The sequence below is a fragment of the Gottfriedia luciferensis genome, from assembly GCF_002156865.1.
GTDB classification, from domain to species: domain Bacteria; phylum Bacillota; class Bacilli; order Bacillales; family Bacillaceae_G; genus Gottfriedia; species Gottfriedia luciferensis.
Map to the genome: position 1 here is coordinate 1 of NZ_NCTA01000003.1, position 24,144 is coordinate 24,144.

Consider the following 24,144-nt stretch of genomic DNA (forward strand, 5'->3'; position numbering starts at 1 on the left):
TCAGTGTGTAGACAAAGTCCTATTTATCTGATTTTCAGACTGATTGAAAACGCTTGTCTTTCGAGGAGCAGAGTTACCTTTAGGCTGTAATGAGCACCGCTCAGCAGGTGAACTAACGAAGAAAGCGAGCGTTTGGTGGACAGTAGATTTTTTGGTTGTTTACTGCTTTGCTTCATTCAACTTTTGTTCTAAAAATTGTTGTGATTTTCCTTTCGGTATACTTAAACTCTCAAACTCTGTATTTTTAACTTGCTTAGCAATAAAAACGATTTGCCCAATATGATATCCATAATGACTAATCTGTCTATGTATCGCTTCAATGACTGAATGGTCTTCTCCTCGTATTGTTATCGTTTTTAAGACATCCTTTTCAGTTAACCCCTCTAATGTTGAAAAAACAACATTCCATCCTTTATTCCAATCGGCTAATAAATCATCTTTCGATTGATAATCTCCTTCAAATTCAACGTCACGATTTCGCCATGGTTTTTCACCATCTGTCGTGAGAAAATCTGTCCATCTAGAAAGCATGTTCCCACTTAGATGTTTTACGATGATAGCGATACTGTTTGATTCAGTAGATGGCTGCCAATGTAACTCTTCATTATTCAATTGAGCCATCGCTCGATCACCGAGTCTTTTTATTCCATGGAACTCTTTTAAACTATTTGATAAAAAATGCTTTGCGATCGACATACTACTCACTCCAATTCATTAGACACTTATTTTTAATTATATGAATAGTATAAAAACTTATTAATTGAAACATCAACAAATTTGATTTGTTTTTCTTAAAGCGCTATTTTATCTATTTGATGTAAGGATATTCGTTATGACAGCTCATTTTTGTGCTATTGAATGGGTTATTTAGTATTTAGTTAGCTATTTTGTTATTTTTATTTATGATTAGCCATTTTTAATTGTGATTCCCGTTTTTTATTTGCAGTTTGCTCAATCTTAATTGCAGTTTTCCATTTTTTATTTGCACTACCCCATTTTTAATTGAAGTTTTCAAATTTGTAATTGCAATGTACTACCAAAAAAATAAAAAAAGAGATGACCTCTTAAAAAGTCATCTCTCAAGTATTAAACTTCAACTGTCATCCAACTTGCATCTTGTGGATTTTTACTCCATGCAGTTAATTTTGATACATGTTCTTCTTTAATTGAACCTTGTTCTTTTGCTACTTCTACTAAAGTGTCATAATCAGTTAGTGAGTAGTATGTTACATCATTTGATTCAAATTTTTCAACTGCTGCTGGTAGGTTGTATGTGAAGATTGAAACTACACCGACAACTTCACATCCTGCTTCGCGTAATGCTTCTACACATGTAATTACGCTTCCACCTGTTGAGATTAGGTCTTCTACAACTACTACTTTTTGTCCTGATTTGATTGGGCCTTCGATTTGATTGCCTTTTCCATGACCTTTTGCAGAGCTACGTACATATACCATTGGTAATTCCATTAAATCACTAGTCCATGCTGCATGAGGAATTCCAGCAGTTGCAGTTCCTGCGATTACATCAACGTTTTCGAATTTCGTTTGGATTAATTCTACTAAGCCCGCTGCGATGTTTTTACGAATTTCTGGATAGCCAAGAGTTAGGCGATTATCACAATAGATTGGAGATTTGATCCCTGAAGCCCATGTGAATGGATTTTCAGGTTGAAGGCTGACTGCCCCAATGCTTAATAAGTTAGATGCGATATTCTTTTTCATATTGTTACGCCCTCCCATTGTGCTATTATTTCTTCATATGCTTTTACTGGATTTTCACTTTTCGTAATACTGCGTCCTACTACAATATAGCTACTTCCAAGTTGTTTTGCTTTTTCTGGAGTTGTTACACGTACTTGATCATCTACGCTATTATCTGCTAGACGAATACCAGGAGTTACCGTTAAGAAGTTCTCGCCTACAACTGATGCTTGAACTAGTTCTACATCTAGTGGAGAACAAACTACACCGTCAAGTCCGCTTTCTTCAGTCAGTGCAGCGTATAGTTTAATCGAATCATTTAATGATGCAATTCCTTGTTCACGCATTACTTGTTCTTCTGAAGTACTTGTTAGCTGTGTTACTGCAATTAGTAATGGTCTTTTTTTACCAGTTGGAGTACCTTCTTCTAGTCCTTCTAATGCTGCTCTCATCATTTTTGATCCGCCAGCTGCATGAACATTCACCATATCTACTTCTAATGATGCGATATTTTTCATTGCATGTTTAACTGTATTCGGAATATCGTGCAGCTTTAAGTCTAAGAAAATTTGATGTCCTAGTTCTTTTAATTCCTTTATAATCGCTGGACCCTCTTTGTAAAAAAGCTCCATACCTACTTTTACATAAAGTGATTGATGAAATTTTTTTACAAAATTCATTACTTCGTCTTTCGATGAAAAATCAAGCGCGATGACCACTTGTGATGACATGTTGTTTCCAGCTCCTTCCAATACATTCTTCAATTGATTGATATCCATATTTGTGTAGTACTTCAGGTAATTCCTCAATGATTGTTGGACATACAAATGGATCAACAAAGTTTGCTGTTCCTACGCCGATTGCACTTGCTCCTGCAAGGAAAAACTCAAGTGCATCTTCTGCATTCATTACACCACCCATTCCGATAATTGGAATGTTGACTACCTGACTCACATCATGAATCATTCGAATTGCTACTGGTTTAATTGCTGGACCTGATAATCCACCAGTTTTATTAGCAAGAATTGGTTTACCTGTTCTTAAATCTAATCTCATTCCTAATAATGTGTTAATCATTGTTAATCCATCTGCACCCGCATTTTCAATTGCCTTTGCAATTTCAACAATGTTTGTTACATTTGGAGATAATTTTACATATAGAGGAACTTCACTTACTTCTTTTACCTTTTTGGTTACTTCAGCAGCAGTAGCAGCGTCAGTACCAAATGCAATTCCACCACATTTTACATTTGGGCAAGAGATATTTAATTCTAATGCTTTTACATTACTTACTTGTGAAATTTCTTTTGCAACCTTTACATAGTCTTCAATCGTAGACCCTGCGATATTTGCAACAATTGGTACATCGTAGTTTGATAACCATTTTAATTCTTCGTTTATTACTTTTTCTAAGCCTGGGTTTTGAAGTCCGATTGCATTTAACATTCCAGCTTGCGTTTCCGCTACACGAGGAGTTTCATTTCCGTATCTCGTTTCAACTGTTGTTGCTTTTATCATAATCGCTCCAAGGATACTTAGGTCGTAAAGATTTGCAAACTCTCTACCAAATCCGAAGCAACCTGAAGCTGGCATAATAGGATTTTTTAAATCTAAGCCAGGAAGTTTTGTTTGTAATGAGATCATAGTACTACCTCCTCAGCCTGGAATACTGGTCCATCGCTACAAATTTTACGATACGACCCTTCTTCTGTATGGCATACACATGCGAAACAAGCTCCGATTCCACAGCCCATTCGTTCTTCAAGTGATATATAGCCATCCTTCTTACCTTTATATTGCTGTTGTAAGGCTTTTAACATCACGGTTGGACCACAAGCAAAATATTGATCAAATTGAAGCTCTTTATCACGAATTACATCCGTTACGAATCCTTTCGTACCTAAAGTTCCATCAACTGTTGCCATGTAAGTTGGCCCTAATTCAGAAAACTCTTTTTCATAAAAAGCTACGTTACTTGATGCAAACCCTAGTACATGGATTACATTTACTCCACGAGCTTTAAATTGCTTTGAAAGTTCATACATTGGAGGTACTCCAATTCCACCACCAACAAGTAGTGCAGTATCACCTTCTGAAAGAGCTTCAATATCATAACCTTGACCTAAAGGACCTAGTACATCAACCTGTTGTCCAACGCTTGCTTCTTTTAAAAGCTTTGTTCCTTCACCTTCTGCGCGGAAAATCATCGTGAACTCACTTTTCTCTTTGTCGATGCGACATATACTGATTGGTCTTCTTAATAGTGGTGTTAGTCCACCAGTCACTTTTATATGGACAAACTGCCCAGGAGATTGCATCTCCTGAACTAGTTCACCTTTTAATGTCATTTCGACAATTTGATGGGCAATTTCTCTGTTTGAGACAATTGTCATGAGTTCCTTTTTTATCATACTAGAACGCCAGCCTTCATTTCTTTGTTTGTTAGTGCAGAAGTCGAGAATGTTAAGCTCTCAATTACTGATAGGATTGCCGTTGCAGTATCTAGGGAAGTTAAGCAAACTACTCCATTTTCAACTGATTCACGACGAATTCGGAAACCATCACGTGCCGGTTTTTTACCTTTTGTTAGCGTATTGATAACAAACTGTGCATCTCCGCGTTTAATCATATCTAGCATATTGTCTTCATGCTCGTTTATTTTATTTACCGCTTTTACTGGTACACCATGGTTTTCTAAATGATTTTTAGTGCCTTCCGTACCGAATACTGTAAATCCGATTTCATGGAAGCGTTTTGCGATATTTACTACTTCTTCTTTATCTTTATCAGCTACTGTGATGATAACTGATCCGTGAGTTGGGATTTGCATTCCAGCAGCTACAAGCGCTTTGTATAATGCTTTTTGAAGACTCACATCTTTACCCATTACTTCTCCAGTTGATTTCATTTCAGGGCCTAATGTTATATCTACTGAGCGCAGTTTAGCGAATGAGAACACTGGTGCTTTTACATAAACTTCATCACCTTCTGGATGGTAGCCTGTTGCATATCCGAATGATGCTAATGTTTGACCAAGAATTACTTTCGTCGCAATGTTCGCCATTGGTACATTCGTAATTTTACTTAAGAATGGTACTGTACGACTTGATCTTGGGTTAACTTCTAGTACGAATACTTCATCTTTATCAGTTACAACAAACTGGATGTTTAGTAAACCTTTGATGTTTAAGCCTTTTGCAAGCTTGATTGTGTAATCAATAAGCTTTTCTTTAGCAGCCGCTGATACATTTTGAGTTGGGTAAACTGCGATTGAGTCACCTGAGTGTACGCCTGCTCGTTCGATGTGCTCCATGATACCTGGGATGTATACATCGATTCCGTCTGAGATTGCATCAACTTCGATTTCTTTACCAGTTAAGTAACGATCGATAAGTACTGGGTGTTCTGGATTAATTTTTACTGCATTATTCATGTAGTGAAGAATTTCTTCACGGTGATATACAATCTCCATAGCACGTCCACCTAGTACATATGATGGTCTTACTAGTACTGGGTATCCAATTTCATCAGCAATCGCTGCTGCTTCTTCCGCTGTCATCGCTGTCTTACCAAGCGGTTGAGGTACTCCTAATTTTTGAAGTGCTTCTTCAAACTTATCACGGTCTTCGGCACGATCTAAATCTTCAAGTGAAGTTCCAAGAATTTTCACGCCACGTTCTACTAATTTACCTGCTAGGTTAATTGCTGTTTGGCCACCGAATTGAACGACTACACCCATTGGTTTTTCTAAATCGATAATGTGCATTACGTCTTCAATTGTTAATGGTTCGAAGTAAAGTTTATCTGAGATACTGAAGTCTGTTGATACTGTTTCAGGGTTGTTATTTATAATAATTGCTTCATATCCAGCTTCTTTAATTGCTCTTACACAGTGTACTGTAGCGTAGTCAAACTCAATACCTTGACCAATTCGGATTGGACCTGAACCAAGTACTACTACACTCTTTTTATCAGTTACGATTGATTCATTTTCGATTTCATATGTTCCGTAGAAGTAAGGAGTTGTCGATTCAAACTCTGCTGAACATGTATCTACCATTTTGTATACTGGTATGATTTGATTTTGTTTTCTAAACTCGTATATTTCTTTATTTGTAGCGTTCCATTTACTTGCGATGTACTCATCACTGAAGCCCATTTTCTTAGCTTTTAAAAGTATTTCTAAATCAAAGTGGTTTTCGTTAATTACTTGTTCCATTTTGATGATGTTTTCGATTTTGTGTAGGAAGAAGAAATCGATTTTTGTTATTTCATGTATTTCTTCTAGCGTCATACCCGTTCTCATTGCTTCAGCAACGATGTAAAGTCTTTCATCATCCGCTTTTGCCATACGATTAATCATTTCTTCTTTAGAAAGTTCTTTTACTGCGTTAAGTTCGATGTGATTTACACCTAATTCTAGCGAACGTACTGCCTTTAATAATGACTCTTCAAGTGTTCTACCGATCGCCATTACTTCTCCAGTTGCTTTCATTTGAGTTCCTAGTTTGCGGTTTGCAGTTTCGAACTTATCAAATGGCCAGCGTGGAATTTTTGAAACGATATAGTCTAATGCTGGCTCGAAGCAAGCGTATGTTTTCTTTGTAACTGGGTTGATCATTTCATCTAGTGTTAAGCCTACTGCGATTTTTGCTGCTAATTTCGCAATCGGATATCCTGTCGCTTTTGATGCTAAGGCACTTGAACGTGATACACGTGGATTAACTTCGATTACATAGTATTGGAAGCTATGTGGATCAATTGCAAGCTGTACGTTACATCCACCTTCTATTCCTAAAGAGCGAATGATTTTTAGTGAAACATTCCGTAACATTTGATATTCGCGATCACTTAATGTTTGAGATGGAGCTACTACGATTGAATCTCCAGTATGAACACCTACAGGGTCAATGTTTTCCATATTACATACTACAATCGCATGGTCACTTGCATCACGCATTACTTCATACTCAATTTCTTTAAAACCAGCGATACTTTTCTCTAATAAACATTGTGTTACTGGGCTATTTTTTAATCCACTTGCTACGATTTCTTTTAGTTCTTCTTCATCGTTACAAATTCCTCCGCCTGTTCCTCCTAAAGTAAAGGCAGGTCTTACGATGATTGGATAGCCAATTTGTTCTACGAAGTCATATGCTTCTTCTAATGTATGGATGATTGTACTTTCTGGTACTGGCTCATTTAAGTCGTTCATTAATGTTCTGAATAAGTCACGGTCTTCTGCTCGGTTAATCGCTTCAAGAGTCGTTCCTAAGATTTTTACTCCACACTCTTTTAACACGCCTGATTTATCTAATTCTACCGCTAAGTTAAGTCCTGTTTGACCTCCTAATGTTGGTAAAAGTGCATCTGGGCGTTCTTTACGAATGATTCTGCTAACGAAATCTACTGTTAGTGGTTCGATGTATACTTTATCTGCTGTTTGTACATCCGTCATAATTGTTGCAGGGTTTGAGTTTACAAGAATTACTTTGTAACCTTCTTCTTTCAATGCCTGACAAGCTTGTGTTCCAGCATAGTCAAATTCTGCTGCTTGACCGATAATGATTGGTCCTGATCCGATTACTAAGATTGATTTAATGTCTACGCGTTTTGGCATTGTAAGTTCCCCTCTCTTTTCTGTGCTTCCATCATGTTAATAAATTCGTCAAATAAGTAGTTTGCATCTTCTGGTCCTGGTGATGCTTCTGGGTGATATTGTACTGTAAATGCTGGGTACGTTTTATGTTTAAGTCCTTCTACTGTTCCATCATTTAGTGCAACATGTGTTACTTCTAATTCAGTTCCTTCAATTGAATCCATTTCTACTGCATAACCGTGGTTTTGAGAAGTAATGGCTACTTTACCTGTTTCTAAGTGTTTAACTGGATGATTCGCACCACGATGTCCGAATTTTAGTTTTGAAGTATTTCCACCGTTTGCTAGAGCAAATAATTGGTGACCTAAGCAAATTCCGAATAATGGTACTTTGCCTACTACTTCTTTAATCATTTCGATTGCTACTGGAACATCTTTTGGATCTCCAGGTCCGTTACTTAGCATAATTCCATCTGGAGCTAGTAAGAAAATTTCTTTTGCTGAGATATTGTAAGGTACTACTGTAACGTCACATTTACGGTTTGTTAATTCTCTTAAAATACCGTGTTTCATACCGAAATCTACTAATACTACTCGGTGTCCTCTACCTGGACTTCTATAAGGTTTTTGTGTTGAAACTCGCTCTACATGGTTTGTGAAAAATGGTGTGTTTGTTAATTCTGCAACTACTTCGTCAACATTTGCTTCCATGCTGCAGAACTTCCCTTTCATCGTTCCAACTTCACGTAGTTTTTTAGTTAACATACGTGTATCGATCCCTGCTAAACCTGGGATTCCTTTATCTTTACAATATTGATCCAAGCTCATTTTATTTCGGAAATTTGATGGATGCTCTGCATATTCCTTTACGATTAAACCGTGTACCGCTGGAACGATGCTTTCAAAATCCTCTAAATTGATACCGTAGTTACCTACTAAAGGGTAAGTAAACGTTACGATTTGTCCACAGTAAGATGGGTCAGTTAATACCTCTTGATATCCTGTCATACCTGTTGTAAAAACGATTTCTCCTGTTGTTTCAACTTCGCTACCAAATCCTTCTCCTACAAAAACTGTTCCGTCTTCTAATATTAATTGACGCATCATACTGTTAGTTCCTCTCTTTCATATACTAATTTGCCATTTACCATCGTCATTACTGGCCAACCTTTACATTTCCAGCCATTAAATGGTGTGTTTTTACCTTTTGATAGGAATGTTGCTGAATCAATTTCCTCAACTAAGTCTAAGTCGATTACTGTTAAATCCGCGATCGCTCCAACTTCAATTTTCCCTTTATTTAGGTTAAAAACTTCAGCAGGCTTAGTCGTTAAAAAGTTTATTAATTGCTGTAAAGTCATTTTTCCTGTTTCAACAAAGTGTGTGTTTAGTAATGGAAAGGCTGTTTCTAAACCGACAATTCCAAACGGTGCAAGTTGCATCCCTTGAGCTTTTTCTTCTGCTGTATGAGGTGCATGATCTGTCGCAATCATATCGATTGTTCCATCAAGTAATCCTTCAATTAATGCTTCTCTATCGATTGCACTTCGTAATGGTGGATTCATTTTGAAATTTGTATCCAATCCTGGAATATCATCTTCACAAAGAATTAAATGGTGTGGAGAAACCTCCGCAGTAACATTTATTCCAGCTCGTTTTGCATCCCGTACAACTCTTACTGATTCTTTTGTACTGATATGGCATACATGGTAGTGGCATCCTGTTGCTTCAGCAAGAAGAACATCTCGAGCAATTTGTACACTTTCACAAATAGAAGGTATTCCGTTTAAACCATTTTCTTTTGAAAACTTTCCTTCGTGAACACAACCTTTTTGAATAAGTGTGTTTTCTTCACAGTGTGCAACGATTGATACATTTAGTTCAGCAGCTTTTTGCATTGCTTTGTACATCATTTCTGCTGATTGAACTCCTACACCATCATCAGTGAATGCGAAAGCTCCGTTTTCTTTTAAGCCTTCAAAGTCTGTTTGCTCTTCTCCAGCTTGTCGAATTGTAATTGATGCATATGGTAATACATTTACAACCGCTGTTTCTTCTATTTTTTTGTTTAATGCTGTTAAGTGCTCGATTGTATCTGGTACTGGACGAGTGTTTGGCATTGCTGCAATCGATGTAAACCCACCTCTTGCTGCTGCTTTCGTACCTGTTTCGATTGTCTCCTTATGTTCACCACCTGGCTCACGAAGGTGCACATGAACATCTATTAATCCTGGTGATAGTAATTTACCATCTAATTCAATCTGTTCTGCGTCTTCATCAATGATCGTTTCAGCAATGACTGAGATTTTTCCATTTGCTACTAATACGTCACGTTTTAGAAGTTCACCATTTTCTTGTAAGATGACACCGTTTTTAAACAAGTACTTCATTTTTCATCTCTCCCCATACAGTTGATAAGGCTCTTTTTAATACAGCCATTCGAACATAGACCCCATTTTCCATTTGCTTAAAGATTCTTGAACGTTCACATTCTACTAACTCGCTGGCGATTTCAACATCTCTATTAAATGGTGCTGGGTGCATGATGATGCTATTAGGTTTCATTTTTGCTTCTCTTTCAACCGTTAGGCCATGCTTTTGTAAGTAATTTTCCATAATATGATTTGTTTCAGAGTCATGTCTTTCATGCTGTACTCTTAGAAGCATTAAGACATCAACTTCTTCAACTAGTTCATCTAAGTTTTTATATGTTCCGTATGAATTTTTTTCGTCTTTCCATTCATCTGGGCTTGCGAAGTATACTTGTGCACCTAATCTAGTTAGTGCTTCAGCATTTGAGCGAGCAACTCTCGAATGTCTTAAGTCACCCACAATTGCTACTTTTAATCCGTCAAATCGACCAAATTCTTGTTTGATCGTCAGTAGATCTAGTAGACATTGTGTTGGATGATTTCCACATCCATCACCGGCATTCAGGATTGGCATTCCCGCATCTTTAATTTCTTGAAAATATTCGTCTTCTGTATGACGGATTACTACTGCTTCTACTCCAATTGCTTGAAGTGTTTTAACAGTGTCATACAAAGTCTCACCTTTTTGAATACTTGAGCTTTCCACAGCTAAGTTAATCACATCAAGTCCAAGTTTCTTTTGGGCTACTTCAAAACTGAAGCGAGTTCTCGTACTATTCTCAAAAAACAAATTTGCTACAAATGTCTGACGTTTCAGGCTAGTTGTTTCTCCATTCGCAAAGCTTTGTGCTTGCTTAAGCAAATCTTGAATTTCATCGTTTGTTAAATCAGACAAGGTTAATAAATGATTCATCCGTCATCCCCCTAAATGAATTTCATTCGTATTTTATTTTTGGAGCACTCAAGTTTTTGGTGCTCCATATTTATTGTTTATAGTGATACTTCATTTTCCTCTTGGATATTTCGATCGCCACCAATTTTTTCTGGTAGGACTAAATTTAGTACTACTCCGATTAGTGCTGATAAAGCCATTCCTTCTAGTGCGAATTGTTTACCGATATGAATTGCAGCTCCACCAATTCCTAGTACTAAGATTACTGATGCGATTACTAAGTTACGCTGCTTAGAAAAATCAATTTTATTTTCTACTAGAACTCGTAATCCGCTTGATGCGATGATTCCGAATAGTAGGATTGAGATACCACCCATAACTGGTGTTGGAATTGAGCTAATGATCGCTGAAATTTTTCCGACGAATCCGAAGATCATCGCGAAGATTGCTGCGCCTATGAATAAGTAGACGCTGTAAGCTCTTGTGATTGCTAGAACCCCGATGTTTTCACCGTAAGTTGTTGTTGTTGGACCGCCGATTAAACCTGCAATCATTGTTGAAACTGCATCTCCGAATAATGACCTGTCTAACCCAGGATCTTTGATTAAATCTTTATTTACTACACTTCCAAGTACTACTTGGTGACCGATGTGCTCTGAAATCGTTACAATTGCTACCGGTACGAAGATTAAAAGTAATTGGAATGTGATATGCGGTGTGTAGTTCACAAATGGTACCGAGAAATCTGGTATTGCTAGCCAATCAGCTTTAGCAATTCCTGTGAAGTCTACTACTCCAAATAAGATTGAAGTAATGTATCCACCGATTATTCCTACTAAGATTGGTATGACTGATAAGAAACCTCTTGTAAATAACGCTGTAATGATTGTGATTGCCAATGTGATTAGTGCGATTGTGATTGATGTTGAGCTATATTTTTTGTCCGCTCCATTCATTGCCATGCTTACTGCAACAGATGATAAGCTTAATCCGATTACGATGATAACTGGTCCTACTACGATTGGTGGTAGTACTTTGAACAACCAATTTACACCGACTTTATTTATGATAAGTGCGATGATCGCGTAAACAACTCCAGTAATGAAAACCCCTACGAAAGCTGAACCAGGTCCGAGATTTGTTTTAGCGTAGAACATCGGAGCGATGAATGCGAATGATGATCCTAGATAAGATGGTACTTTTCCTCTTGTGATCAGTACGAATACAATTGTTCCAATCCCACTTGATATCAGTGCAATCGAGGGGTTAATTCCGATTAAGATTGGCGCTAGCACTGTAGCTCCAAACATTGCGAATAAGTGCTGTATACTTAGGAAAAACCATTGACTCACACTAGGTTTTTCATTTATCTCTAGAACTGGTTTTTGTTTTATCATGACGATACCCCCATTTTTTTCAATAAAAAAACTCTTTGTGATTGTACACAAAGAGTCCAATACGTTGCACGGAAGAAGGCTGCAACTAACTAGACCCTTTGGCGGCCTCTCTGGACCACATTTAAAAGGGACTTTTAATTTTCAAATATACTTACTTTATCATGGTCATCCGTTTCCTTTAAAGCTACGACTACTTTTTCATTTCCTGAAGTTGGAATATTTTTACCAACATAGTCTGCTCTAATCGGTAATTCACGATGTCCGCGATCGATTAATACTGCTAATTGAATTTGTGCAGGTCTACCAAGGTCCATCACAGCGTCCATTGCGGCACGAACTGTTCTACCTGTGTAAAGCACATCATCAACTAATATTACTTTTTTGTTTGTTAGGTCAACAGGAACATTTGAACCTTTTACTAACGGTTCCTTGTTTTCTGTTTTAGTTGTTAAATCATCTCGATAAAGAGTAATATCTAAGTCACCCATCATTACTTCTTTACCTTCAATTTGCTTAATTCTTTCCGCGATACGTTTTGCTAGGTAAACACCTCTAGTTTTAATACCGATTAAAACAATGTCTTGAATGCCTTTGTTATTTTCTAGCATTTCATGTGCAATTCTCGTAAGTCCGCGTCTAATTGCTAATTCGTCTAAGATGATTGCTTTCTCAGTCATTTCCCTTACCTCCTACTATTATTTTGTAGAAGCAAAAAACCCTCTTGCCCGATGGACAAGAGGGTAGCGCAAAAGGATACAATTATCCCTTTTCATATTTCCGCTTCCTTCTCAACCTCACGGGGTTGTGTTAAAGGTTCATTCAACTGTCCTCATTATGACTTATGTCACGATAAATGTCAACAGTTATCTTCTTAATTGTTCAATTACATCTTCCATTACTTCTGGAATTGGAGAAGTAAACTCTAAATACTCGTTCGTTCTAGGGTGATTAAAGCCTAAAACAGCTGCGTGAAGTGCTTGTCCATCAATGTCTAACGTTTTTCTTGGACCATACTTTGGATCACCTGCTAATGGATAGCCAATATATTTCATATGCACACGAATTTGGTGCGTACGTCCGGTTTCTAGCTGACATTCAACTAAAGTAAATTCTTCAAAACGTTCTAATACTCTAAAATGGGTTACAGCTTCTTTACTATTTTCTTCTGTAACTGTCATGCTTTGACGATCACTTTTATCTCTACCGATTGGTGCATCAATTGTACCTTCTTCATGAGGTATTACGCCATGAACAATCGCAATATATTTACGGACTGATGTTTTTTCACGTAATTGTTCTGCAAGCTTTTCATGAGCCACATCATTTTTAGCAACCATTAATAAGCCAGATGTATCCTTATCAATTCGATGTACAATACCAGGTCTTAAAACGCCATTAATACCTGATAAATCTTTGCAATGATACATTAGCGCATTAACTAAAGTACCAGTTTCATGACCTAATGCAGGATGTACAACCATTCCACGTGGTTTGTTAACAACAATTACATCTGAATCTTCGTAATATACATCAAGTGGAATATTTTCAGCTATAACCTCTAACGGCTTTGGTTCAGGTACTGAAACAGATATTTCATCGCCTTGTTTTACTTTATAATTACGTTTAATTTTTTCTCCGTTCACTAATACAAGATCATCTTTTAACCAAGTTTGAACTTGAGATCTTGACCACTCATCGTTTTGAGCTGCGATAAACGTATCGATTCTTTCTAAATGTTGTTCTTCTTGAACTGTAAATGCAAAAACTGTCATTTCTTAACTCCTCTTTTATCTTCCATTAAAGTAATTATAAATAATAAAACAACCCCAACACATAGAGCTGAATCAGCTATATTAAATACTGGGAAATCATATTTGAAAATATAAACATGAATAAAATCAACTACTTCTTTTCTAAAAAATCGATCGATGAAATTACCAATCGCACCACCTAAAACTAACCCTAGTGATAGCCCTAGTAATCGATCTCCTTTTGCGTGTTTTTGAATGAAGTAAATTACCGCTGCTACAAAGACAAATGTAATTAAATAAAAGAATCCCATTTTACCTTGAAGCATTCCCCAAGCTGCGCCTCTATTGCGATGTGATGTTATGTAAAAAATATTTTTAATGATTTCAATATTTTCACCTAAATACATCTTCTTTAAAACTGCCAACTTTGTAAGCTGATCAATTAAAATGACAATTAAAGCAATAATATATGCCATATTTATCCCCTACCTTATAAGATATCTCATAAAATTTTAGCATAGGGGAATCGTTTATACAATGAATAGTATTAGTAATGGTTTCTTACAAAACTAAAATCCTCTATCGTTCGACCTGTCGGAAGTACTTTGAGTTTTTCAATTGGAATCGGTTGACCTGTTATTTCACAATAACCATATAAACCATTATTTATTTTTTCTAAAGCAAGCTCGATATCATATAAATCATTTTGCATGTCTTCTACGAGGGTTTGGTGTTTATTTGTTTCTTCAAATATTGAATAATGATGTTCAACCATTGAAGAACTTATTGGTTCAGAAAATAAACGATACAGCAATTCATTTTTTATCATTTCGAGCTCTTGTTTAATATGGAAAATTTCATTGCTCCTCATCTTCTTCACTCCCAATTCATTTGTGTAAAAATACTTTTCCCTCAAATTGAAATCGATAATAGGTGAAACTTTTTCCTTTAAAGGAAATGGATAAAGTTCATAATAATAGACAATAGATAATGCAGGGGTTATGGAATCTTTAAGACCTTTAAAGCATTTTAAATCATAGAATTTCCTGCACTTCCTTCTTTTACCAAAACAAAAAATCATAGAAGTTCTGCGCTTCTATGATTTTCATTATTTTAAATTAATCAAATACGATTGGCTTTAGAATCATAAAAACAAATAATAGAACACCCATAAATGAAGCAAAATAAAAATATCTGTTTACTTGTTTTTGGGCAATATAAATTTCCATATCCAAAATTTCAATACCCTTATTCCTCTCATCAAAAAGCCACTTTGAAATTCTATTTTGTTTTGGTGTAATAAAGCCAATTACTACAATTTGAATCAGTATATATAGAATTAAAGATCCAATGAGCCAGAGTTGGGTAAATGAACCATAGTTCCCTAAAAAAAAGAGCACGATCCCACTTATTAAAGCAATACTTCCGCCGATTTTTGGGAATCGTTCTAAATACTTAAAGTACCGATAACTTGACCTTAATTCCTCTACTGTTTGATTTGATCGCGTTAACACATGACAAAAAAAGATCGGCCCAACACCTATGATTGAAGATAACACGTGAATAAGAATTAACAATTTCATCAGCCCAACTCCTTCCTTTCAACATTCAAATATATGTAAAAATCATAAAAAAAAGAGCCGAAAGTTAACTCTTTCGACTCTTGGTATAATACTTTATTACATTTCTTTCACAACACTAGCGCAACGTAAGCATAGTGTTGGATGTTCTTCATCTTTTCCTACTTCTTCTGTAACTACCCAACAACGTTCACATGTATCACCGATAGCTGGAGTTACTTCGATACTTAAAGAATCAAATTTTTGTGCTGATTCTGGTGCTTGTTCATTACTTCCCACTACTTCAACTTGAGAGACAATTAATAATTGTTTAAAGTCTTCATTAATTGAATTTAATAGCTCAGCTACTTCATTATTAGGATAGATCTTAACAGCTGCAGTTAATGATTTACCGATTACTTTTTCATTTCGAGCAACTTCAAGTGCTTTTAATACGTCATCACGTAAATCCATGAATTTTTCCCATTTAGCCTCTAAGCTTTGAGTATCTCCAAAATCTTTTACATCAGGCATTTCAGTTAAGAAGATGCTATCTACTGATGTATCCGCTATGTGAGACCATACTTCCTCAGCTGTATGAGGTAAAATAGGTGCAACTAAACGTGTAAGTGCTTGTAATGATTCATGTAATACAGTTTGGATTGCTAAACGATCTTTATTTGATTTTGGCTCAATATATAAAACATCTTTTGATAAGTCAAAATAGAATGAACTTAATTCCTGCGTACAGAAATTTTGAATTGTATGATATACATTTGCAAAATCATATTTTTCATATGATTCACGAACAGTTTTTACAACGTTATTTAATTTAACTAACATATATTGATCTAGTTCACGTAGTTCATCATATTTTAAAGCATCTTGAGCTGCATTAAAGCCATCAAGGTTACCTAATAAGAAACGGAACGTATTACGAATCTTACGGTATACTTCTGCAACTTGTTTCATTAATGCATCTGAAATACGAACATCTGATTGATAATCAACTGAAGCTACCCATAGACGTAAAATATCTGATCCGTATTGATTCATAATTTTTGATGGTAGGACAATGTTACCGATTGATTTACTCATCTTACGACCTTCTCCATCTAATACGAAACCATGACTTACTACTGCTTTGTATGGAGCTTGGCCAGTTACTGCTACACTTGTACTTAATGAAGAGTTAAACCAACCACGGTATTGGTCAGAACCTTCTAGGTAAATATCAGCCGGGAAAGATAATTCTTCACGAGTTGTTAATACAGCTTGATGTGATGAACCACTATCGAACCAAACATCCATGATATCTTTTTCTTTTGTAAATTTACCATTCGGTGAGCCTGGATGTGTAAATCCTTCAGGTAATAGTTCCTTCGCTTCTTTTTCAAACCAAATGTTTGATCCATGTTCTTTAAATAAGTTAGATACATGTTCAATTGTTTCTTCTGTAATAATTGCCTCACCGTCTTCTGCATAAAATACAGGAATTGGTACTCCCCATACACGTTGACGTGAAATACACCAATCTCCACGATCACGAACCATGTTAAATAGACGAGTTTCGCCCCATGCTGGGAACCATTTTGTATCTTGAACAGCCTGCATAAGCTGCTCACGAATTGCTTCAATTGAAGCGAACCATTGTGCAGTAGCACGGAAAATAATAGGTTTCTTCGTTCTCCAGTCATGTGGATATGAGTGTGTAATAAATTGTAGTTTTAATAAAGCACCTTTTTCTTCCAATGCTTTTGTAATTTCTTTGTTCGCTTCTTCGTAGAAAAGTCCTTCGAAGCCAGGAGCCTCTTTAGTCAGTACACCTTTCTCGTCAACTGGACAAAGTACGTCTAATCCATATTGTTGTCCTACGCGGAAATCGTCTTCACCATGGCCAGGAGCAGTGTGAACACAACCAGTTCCAGCGTCAGTTGTAACATGATCACCTAAAATTACAACTGAATTACGATCATAAAGTGGGTGCTTACAAATGATTCCTTCTAATTGAGAACCATAAAATGTTTTTTCAACTACTGCATTTTCCCAACCTAATTCATTAGCAACTGACTCTCTTAAGTCACTTGCCACTACGAATTGTTCCCCATTCACAGAAACTACATCATAGCTTAAGTCTGGATGTAAACATACTGCTAAGTTCGCTGGAATAGTCCAAGGAGTTGTTGTCCAAATGATGAATTTCTCGCCACCATTTAAAACATTGTTTCCATTTTCAACAGCAAATGCTACATAAATTGATGCTGAACGTTTGTCTTGATATTCAATTTCAGCTTCAGCTAATGCTGATTCACTTGATGGAGACCAATAAACTGGTTTAAGTCCTTTGTAGATTAAACCTTTCGTAGCCATTTTACCAAATACTTTAATTTGTTCAGCTTCATATTCTTTTTCAAGTGTGATATAAGGGCGATCCCAATCACCTAAAATTCCTAAACGTTTAAATTGTTCTTTTTGACGCTCTACTTGTTCATAAGCATATTCTTCACATAGTTTACGGAATTCTGCAACTGACATTTCTTTTCGATTTACTTTTTTATTTGCTAATGCTTGTTCAATTGGTAAGCCATGAGTATCCCAACCTGGTACATAAGGAGAACGATATCCATTCATGTTATAAAAACGTACAATGAAATCCTTTAGTACTTTATTAAGTGCATGACCCATATGAAGATCACCATTAGCATAAGGTGGTCCATCATGTAAAATAAATGACGGTTTTCCTTCATTATGTTTTTGGACGGTTGCATAAATATTTTTCTTGTTCCATTCTTCTTGAATTTGAGGCTCACGTTGAGGTAAATTTCCTCTCATAGGAAATTCAGTTTTTGGCATTAGTAACGTATCTTTGTATTCCATTTTGCTTTCCTCCAATTTTGATACATTTTAGAATATACAGTCGCTTCCACATTAACGCATTGTATCCATCTTACAAGCCTTTTATGATTAGTGGATTTATCTATTACAAAAGCTTTAAACATATATCGGATGATTTTTTAAAGCTCTCATTTTTTTGTGGATGGATTTTAAATATGTAATATAAATCGTGAGAAAGATAACCAGTTGATTGACGATCCAATCGTCTAAGTCAGAGACCTAGTTTGCAATTTACTTCTGAATTGGCTCAACGGCGATTATTCAGAAGTTATAAACGCAAAAAAACCTTTCTCATCCCAAAAAAGGGACGAGAAAGGTTTCCCGTGGTACCACCCTAATTGACAATAAATAAATTTATTCATTGTCCACTTAGCATTCGTAACGTGAATGAAACGTCTTTTCTTACTACTGTTCAGAAAAGCACTCAAGGGTGATTTTCCTCCTACTATCTACATCAAGCTTACACTATCCTTGACTCGCTAACTAGTTATGTAGAAGTACTCTTCCCTATCTCCGATTTACTATTAATATTTAATAAATTATATGTAAAACTTTACAAATCGTCAAGGCTTATCCAATTAGTTTGCTATTTCTTCTGTTTCTTTTTCTTCTAGTATATGATCCCAATCTTCATGATTTAACATTTCTAATTGAGTTTCGATCGCCATTCTTAAACGAGTGCGGAAAACTTTTGATTGTTTTTTAAGCTCTTCAAACTCGATTGTTACTTTTCTTGATTTGATTAATGCTTCATTAATAATACGATCAGCATTTTTTTCTGCTTCTTTAATGATTAGTTTTGCTTCTTTTTGAGCGCTTCCTTTTACATCTTCAGCAGCTTCTTGCGCAATTAAAATTGACTTATTTAAAGTTTCTTCGATCGTAGAAAAATGCTTTAATCTTTCTCTCATATCTAGAATTTGTTCTTCTAATTGTTTCTTTTCACGAATAACTAGTTCATAATCTTTTATTACTTGGTCTAAAAACTCATTTACTTCATCTTCGTCATATCCACGAAAACTTTTACCAAATTCTTTATTATGAATATCAAGTGGTGTTAAAGGCAATTAAGCCACCTCCATGTAGGTTCTTAAATAATAGGTTATTATAAATTTTCGACAGTTTCTACGATTTTCCTTCATCATTTTTGACTATTTTTTAACACCGTAGTGAATCCGCCATTTTTCTTTCTTCGACAAACCATCGATTGATATTAACAATCCTCTTCCAAATCCTTTGACTGAAAATAAATCTCCTTCTCCACAAATAAAAGAAGTTGAGTCAATAATTCGTTGGTTTATTTTAACATGTTCAGCTTTAATCATTGCTTGAGCCTTCTGTCTAGACACATTATAAAACTCACTTAATAGTACATCTAAACGTAATGAAGATACTGTACCATTGCTAGTTTCCCAATCATTTTCTGTTTCAATCAATTCATTAAATGGTATTTTCATTAATGTAATCGGCGATTTACCTACAGAATTTAAGTTATTTTCAACAAAACTTGCAATTTCATCAGCAACAATGATTTGGATTTTTTCATTTTTTATTAAAATATCACCGAATTTAGCTCTTGTTACTCCTAGTGACATTAAAGTACCTAGTACTTGTCGATGTGCTATTGTAGTAAATTTCGTAGCATACTTTAAATCAAATGCAACTAATGAAAAGTCCTTTTCCTCTGGAGTGAAGTAACTTGGATAAATGATGGCACGTTTTCGTTCACAATTTTCACATCCTCCAAAAAAAGTAACAAGACATTCTGTTTGATTTCCGATAATCGATTGCATAATCATTTGTTCTCTTAAATCAAGAAAATCGGTTAACTTTGGTGAATAGCGTTCAATGACTTGCTCTTTCCAATTCATTACTTGGTCAACAAAAACATGCTCTTCTTTTCGATAATGATCATAAATACTCATAGTTGCTTTCCTCAATATACATTATTAATAAAAAAGAGAACCACATAGATTCTCTTTTAAATGAAACTTCTAATACTATCGATACCGATAATAGCAAATTCTAGCGCAAAAATCGATACAATTGGAGAGAAATCAAACATTCCAATTGACGGTATGATCCGACGAAATGGTTCCAAAAACGGTTCTGAAATTGTACTGATAAAACGTCCAAAACCAGATTGTCTTACTTGTGGGAACCAAGACAGAATAATATTAATGATAATGACATATCGATAGATACTAATAACTTGTATTAATAAAACTAAAACGAAGTCCATTTATTTACCACCTTTTAATGGATTGTTCTTCCTCAAATAGCATATCCGTAATCGTTCCAGAAATATCTACATTATCTGGCGTACAAATAAAAGTATTTGTTCCTATTTTTTTAATATCTCCACTAATAGCGTAAACAGTTCCGCTTAAGAAATCAACAAAACGCTTAGCTTGATCAATTTGCATTTGTTGTAAATTAATTACTACAGCTTTTTTAGATTTTAGATGGTCTGCAACATCTTGTGCTTCTGCATATTCACGCGGTTGCACTAAAACAACTTTTGACGTCAAAGAAGCTCCTCCTGGTATACTTACTAGTTTTTGCTTTGAAGTATTACGTTCATGATGAATTTCTTCATGCACTTGTTTAGCAACTGGTTGTTGTTGTTGCTGTTCTGTGTATTCATAATCGTCTTCATACTCGTCTTCATCCATTGCAAAAAAGTTTCTTACTTTTCCAATAAAACTCATTTTTATACCCTACCCTTTCCTACTAAATCTGTACCAATTCTAATAAAAGAAGCTCCTTCTTCTATTGCAATTTCAAAATCATTAGACATCCCCATCGATAATTCAGTACATGGAATATTTGCAATCTGTAATTCTTTTACCTTTTCTTGTAACTCTTTTAAACCTTTGAAACTATTTCGAATGATTAACTCATTCTCTGTAAATGGCGCCATCGTCATCAAACCAACAACTTTTACTTTATCAAATTCAGCTAGCTGTCTAGCAAATTCTAATACTTCACTAGGATCTAAGCCATGTTTTGATTCTTCACCAGATACATTTACTTGTAAAAAGCACTTTAACGGCTCAGTTGCTCTTTTTTGTATTTCTTCGGCCAAAGATAAACGATCTAACGAATGTAAATAATCAATTCGATGAATGATGTCTTTAACTTTTCTTGTTTGAAGTGAACCAATAAAATGCCAAACAACATCATCTTGAATTTGTTCTTGTTTATCTTTAAGACCTTCAAAGCGATTTTCACCTAATTGCATAATACCTTCTGCTAAAACTTCTTTCGCTACATCTGCAGACACTTCTTTTGTAACTGCAATTAATGTCACATCATCATTTCGATTTGCTAGAATTTTAGCAGCTTTTATTTGTTCACTTATTCTTTCGTAATTTTGTTTAACTGACATGATGTTATTTCCTCCAACCAATAAAACTCATCATTCTTCCAGTTTTCCCGCCATCTCTTCGATGTGAGAAAAATGTCTTTGGGTGACAGCTTGTACAATAATTCGTTACGACTATATTGTCCTCACGTACACCTGCTCTAATGAGTAATTGTTTGTTTGCTTCTTTTAAATTCAATCTGTATTTATTATTTGATAATGAAGTTAAAATATTATTTGGAATATTGTTTTCGAAAACTTCTTTTACTTTATTCATTACAAAATCATCTACTTCATAACAACAGTCTCCAATTGAAGGTCCAATTGCAACTTGTATATTTTCAAGTTGTAAATTTTCTTCCTTTAACCACTTTTCAATTAATCGACCGCCAATATTATGAACAGTGCCTTTCCAACCAGCATGAGCTAAACCAATATATTTCGTATTTGGTTCTATGAAATAGATTGGAACACAATCAGCATAACAAGATGTTAATAATAGATCCTCTTCATTTGTATAAAACCCATCTGTAATTGGAATGCCGCTTTCGTAATCTGTTACGCCTTTTCCACAATCTTTTTTTGTTACTTTCACAACATTATACCCATGAACTTGTTCAGAACAAACCCATTTCGTCGTTGAATAATTAATTCGATTCGCAAGAATTTCTCTATTTTCAACAACACTAATTTGTGAATCATTTACATGTAACCCAAGATTCAAAGAAGAGAAACAACCTTGGCTAACTCCGTCATTTTTTGTTGTAAATCCCGCAACTAAATGTTTAAATGAGTCTTCCCAAGGCTGAATCTTAAAAGTACTTTCAGTCGATTGAATGAAACTTTCTTTCATAATTATAAGACCTCACAAAAACTATTTTAGTAAATATATATGTAAACCACTTTATGGTTTCCTATATTTTACCATAGATTTCATCTTTTTGATTATTTTTGACAAAACACGCTATTTTTTTATGTGAATTTAACAGGATTTATTTCTTTTTCTTCTAAATCTACTGTCGAACGATACTTCACTAAGATTACATCTTCACCAATTTTTACAATATCATTCCAGTAAATCGTCATTTCTTCTTCTTTACTAAAAAAATTCAAACCTTTTCCTGGCTTTGTTAATATAATCGAAGTTATTCTCCCACTCATTTGATCAATATCTAAATCAACAATGTTCCCTAATTTCTTTCCATCAGCAACATTCACTACATCTTTTACTTGAAAATCCGAAATTCTGGCCATTCTTACTTCACCATCCTTTTATACAAATATATGAAGTAAGGGTCAAACATCATGATAAAATTCAAATAAAAATGTGCTAGACAATGTTGTTTTAATTTCAATCATTATCTAACACATTTATTATCGGATGTCAGTCTTCCAATTTAACTTTTTGTTCGTTATTGGATTAATTTGGTTTTTTTCGTGTTTGTTTTTTATTTTTCTAAAAAATTTCTTATTTAAGTTATTGTCTAGTGGAAAAGCTAATTCTTTATTTCAGAGAAACATGTATGTTCGATGTCTAGCTACGGCTCCTAGCTCCTCGAGGTCATAAGCCAATTTCTGGTAAAGGTTAAAGTGCGAACCTTTACCGGAAATCGTCTTATGCTTGTCGGGGCAGAGCGAACGCCTTCCGCATTTCTTTAGCCTTGAATATTTTTATTCATTTGTTTTATTGCTGATTTTTCTAGTCTTGATACTTGAGCTTGTGAGATTCCGATTTCTTCTGCAACTTCCATTTGTGTTTTCCCTTGGAAAAAGCGTTTGCTGATGATCATTTTTTCACGGTCATTTAACCGTTTCATTCCTTCGCGTAATGCTAGTTCTTCAACCCATTGCTCGTCCTTATTTTTATCATCACTTAGCTGATCCATTACGAATATAGGATCTCCGCCATCATTATAAATAGGTTCAAATAACGATACTGGATCTTGAATTGCATCTAATGCAAAGACGATTTCTTCGTGTGTTACACCTAATACTTCTGCGATTTGAACAGGTGTTGGTTCTTTTGAATTCTCTGCTAAAAGTCGCTCTCTAACTTGTAATGCTTTATAAGCTATGTCTCTTAATGATCTAGACACTCTTATCGGGTTATTATCCCTTAAATATCTTCTTATTTCACCAATTATCATCGGTACAGCATACGTCGAAAATTTTACATTTTGGCTTAAATCAAAATTATCAATAGACTTCATAAGGCCTATACAACCTACTTGAAATAAGTCATCCACAAATTCACCGCGATTATTAAAACGTTGAATTACACTAAGAACTAATCGCAAGTTCCCGTTTACAATTGTTTCTCGTGCGCTTCTGTCACCGCTTTGCATTGCGTGAAATAACTTACGCATCTCATCATTCTTTAAAACTGGAAGTTTTGATGTATCTACACCACATATTTCTACTTTGTTTCGTGTCATGATGTTCCCTCCTACTTGGAGTTGCTGTACTATAGGTAAGTATCTCCTTCGGTGGAAAATTTATGCACGAAAAATTTAGAGCAAGATTAAGGAAGAACAGGAGCTAAGAAATGCTTAAGAGCAGGAAAGGCAGGTAAAGTAGGAAAAACATATTGGAAGAGAAAATTTAGAGGA

24 protein-coding genes and 1 other annotated feature are annotated in these 24,144 nt (G+C 35.2%); all 24 genes read right to left on the reverse strand.

Annotation, left to right across the window (positions count from 1 at the left end):
* Positions 1-159: 159 nt before the first annotated feature.
* Complete coding sequence (locus B7R67_RS03635) at positions 160-696, reverse strand: DUF1572 family protein (RefSeq protein ID WP_088067656.1); 537 nt, start codon at positions 694-696, stop codon at positions 160-162.
* Positions 697-1,086: 390 nt separating this feature from the next.
* Positions 1,087-1,725 carry an orotate phosphoribosyltransferase gene (gene pyrE, locus B7R67_RS03640; RefSeq protein ID WP_088067658.1) on the reverse strand — a complete coding sequence of 213 codons (639 nt, stop codon included), beginning with the start codon at positions 1,723-1,725 and terminating at the stop codon, positions 1,087-1,089.
* Entirely contained in the window at positions 1,722-2,435 is a 714-nt protein-coding gene (gene pyrF, locus B7R67_RS03645; RefSeq protein ID WP_088067660.1) for an orotidine-5'-phosphate decarboxylase, read from the reverse strand. Before pyrF ends, pyrE begins: the two co-directional genes overlap by 4 nt.
* Entirely contained in the window at positions 2,407-3,348 is a 942-nt protein-coding gene (locus B7R67_RS03650; RefSeq protein ID WP_088067662.1) for a dihydroorotate dehydrogenase, read from the reverse strand. The genes pyrF and B7R67_RS03650 overlap by 29 nt, the downstream gene beginning before the upstream one ends.
* The gene (locus tag B7R67_RS03655; protein WP_088067664.1) at positions 3,345-4,115 is read right to left on the reverse strand and encodes a dihydroorotate dehydrogenase electron transfer subunit; all 771 of its coding nucleotides are present in this window, start codon (positions 4,113-4,115) and stop codon (positions 3,345-3,347) included. The genes B7R67_RS03650 and B7R67_RS03655 overlap by 4 nt, the downstream gene beginning before the upstream one ends.
* Entirely contained in the window at positions 4,112-7,324 is a 3,213-nt protein-coding gene (gene carB, locus B7R67_RS03660) for a carbamoyl-phosphate synthase large subunit (protein WP_088067666.1), read from the reverse strand. The genes B7R67_RS03655 and carB overlap by 4 nt, the downstream gene beginning before the upstream one ends.
* Positions 7,309-8,409 (reverse strand): carbamoyl phosphate synthase small subunit, encoded by a 1,101-nt coding sequence (locus B7R67_RS03665; RefSeq protein WP_088067668.1) that lies wholly within the window; start codon positions 8,407-8,409, stop codon positions 7,309-7,311. The genes carB and B7R67_RS03665 overlap by 16 nt, the downstream gene beginning before the upstream one ends.
* A complete protein-coding gene (locus B7R67_RS03670) occupies positions 8,406-9,692 on the reverse strand; it encodes a dihydroorotase (protein WP_088067670.1) in 1,287 nt (428 codons plus the stop codon). Before B7R67_RS03670 ends, B7R67_RS03665 begins: the two co-directional genes overlap by 4 nt.
* Positions 9,676-10,587 (reverse strand): aspartate carbamoyltransferase catalytic subunit, encoded by a 912-nt coding sequence (locus B7R67_RS03675; protein ID WP_088067672.1) that lies wholly within the window; start codon positions 10,585-10,587, stop codon positions 9,676-9,678. Before B7R67_RS03675 ends, B7R67_RS03670 begins: the two co-directional genes overlap by 17 nt.
* A gap of 77 nt (positions 10,588-10,664) precedes the next feature.
* A complete protein-coding gene (locus B7R67_RS03680) occupies positions 10,665-11,960 on the reverse strand; it encodes a solute carrier family 23 protein (protein ID WP_142289516.1) in 1,296 nt (431 codons plus the stop codon).
* 137 nt (positions 11,961-12,097) lie between these two features.
* Entirely contained in the window at positions 12,098-12,640 is a 543-nt protein-coding gene (gene pyrR / locus B7R67_RS03685) for a bifunctional pyr operon transcriptional regulator/uracil phosphoribosyltransferase PyrR (protein WP_088067676.1), read from the reverse strand.
* A 186-nt stretch (positions 12,641-12,826) separates the two neighbouring features.
* Positions 12,827-13,735 carry an RluA family pseudouridine synthase gene (locus B7R67_RS03690; protein ID WP_088067679.1) on the reverse strand — a complete coding sequence of 303 codons (909 nt, stop codon included), beginning with the start codon at positions 13,733-13,735 and terminating at the stop codon, positions 12,827-12,829.
* Complete coding sequence (gene lspA, locus B7R67_RS03695; protein ID WP_088067681.1) at positions 13,732-14,190, reverse strand: signal peptidase II; 459 nt, start codon at positions 14,188-14,190, stop codon at positions 13,732-13,734. Before lspA ends, B7R67_RS03690 begins: the two co-directional genes overlap by 4 nt.
* A gap of 71 nt (positions 14,191-14,261) precedes the next feature.
* Positions 14,262-14,585 (reverse strand): TraR/DksA family transcriptional regulator, encoded by a 324-nt coding sequence (locus B7R67_RS03700; protein WP_088067683.1) that lies wholly within the window; start codon positions 14,583-14,585, stop codon positions 14,262-14,264.
* Between the two features lie 247 nt (positions 14,586-14,832).
* Entirely contained in the window at positions 14,833-15,297 is a 465-nt protein-coding gene (locus tag B7R67_RS03705) for a DUF2269 family protein (RefSeq protein ID WP_088067685.1), read from the reverse strand.
* Between the two features lie 96 nt (positions 15,298-15,393).
* On the reverse strand, positions 15,394-18,150 hold the full coding sequence (gene ileS / locus B7R67_RS03710) for an isoleucine--tRNA ligase (protein WP_088067687.1): 2,757 nt from the start codon (positions 18,148-18,150) through the stop codon (positions 15,394-15,396).
* Between the two features lie 318 nt (positions 18,151-18,468).
* Positions 18,469-18,691, reverse strand: a binding site (T-box leader).
* 55 nt (positions 18,692-18,746) lie between these two features.
* Positions 18,747-19,235, reverse strand: coding sequence for a DivIVA domain-containing protein (locus B7R67_RS03715; protein ID WP_088067689.1), 489 nt, complete (start codon positions 19,233-19,235; stop codon positions 18,747-18,749).
* Between the two features lie 84 nt (positions 19,236-19,319).
* Positions 19,320-20,093 (reverse strand): YlmH family RNA-binding protein, encoded by a 774-nt coding sequence (locus tag B7R67_RS03720; protein ID WP_088067691.1) that lies wholly within the window; start codon positions 20,091-20,093, stop codon positions 19,320-19,322.
* Positions 20,094-20,149: 56 nt separating this feature from the next.
* A complete protein-coding gene (locus tag B7R67_RS03725) occupies positions 20,150-20,410 on the reverse strand; it encodes a YggT family protein (protein WP_088067693.1) in 261 nt (86 codons plus the stop codon).
* 4 nt (positions 20,411-20,414) lie between these two features.
* Entirely contained in the window at positions 20,415-20,879 is a 465-nt protein-coding gene (locus B7R67_RS03730) for a cell division protein SepF (protein ID WP_088067694.1), read from the reverse strand.
* A gap of 2 nt (positions 20,880-20,881) precedes the next feature.
* Positions 20,882-21,559, reverse strand: coding sequence for a YggS family pyridoxal phosphate-dependent enzyme (locus B7R67_RS03735; RefSeq protein WP_167374903.1), 678 nt, complete (start codon positions 21,557-21,559; stop codon positions 20,882-20,884).
* Between the two features lie 4 nt (positions 21,560-21,563).
* Positions 21,564-22,388: a peptidoglycan editing factor PgeF gene (pgeF, locus tag B7R67_RS03740; RefSeq protein ID WP_088067695.1), complete on the reverse strand. Its 825-nt coding sequence runs from the start codon at positions 22,386-22,388 to the stop codon at positions 21,564-21,566.
* A gap of 119 nt (positions 22,389-22,507) precedes the next feature.
* Complete coding sequence (locus tag B7R67_RS03745) at positions 22,508-22,789, reverse strand: YlmC/YmxH family sporulation protein (RefSeq protein WP_088067696.1); 282 nt, start codon at positions 22,787-22,789, stop codon at positions 22,508-22,510.
* Between the two features lie 401 nt (positions 22,790-23,190).
* Positions 23,191-23,970: an RNA polymerase sporulation sigma factor SigG gene (sigG, locus tag B7R67_RS03750; RefSeq protein ID WP_056471070.1), complete on the reverse strand. Its 780-nt coding sequence runs from the start codon at positions 23,968-23,970 to the stop codon at positions 23,191-23,193.
* Between the last annotated feature and the right edge of the window lie 174 nt (positions 23,971-24,144).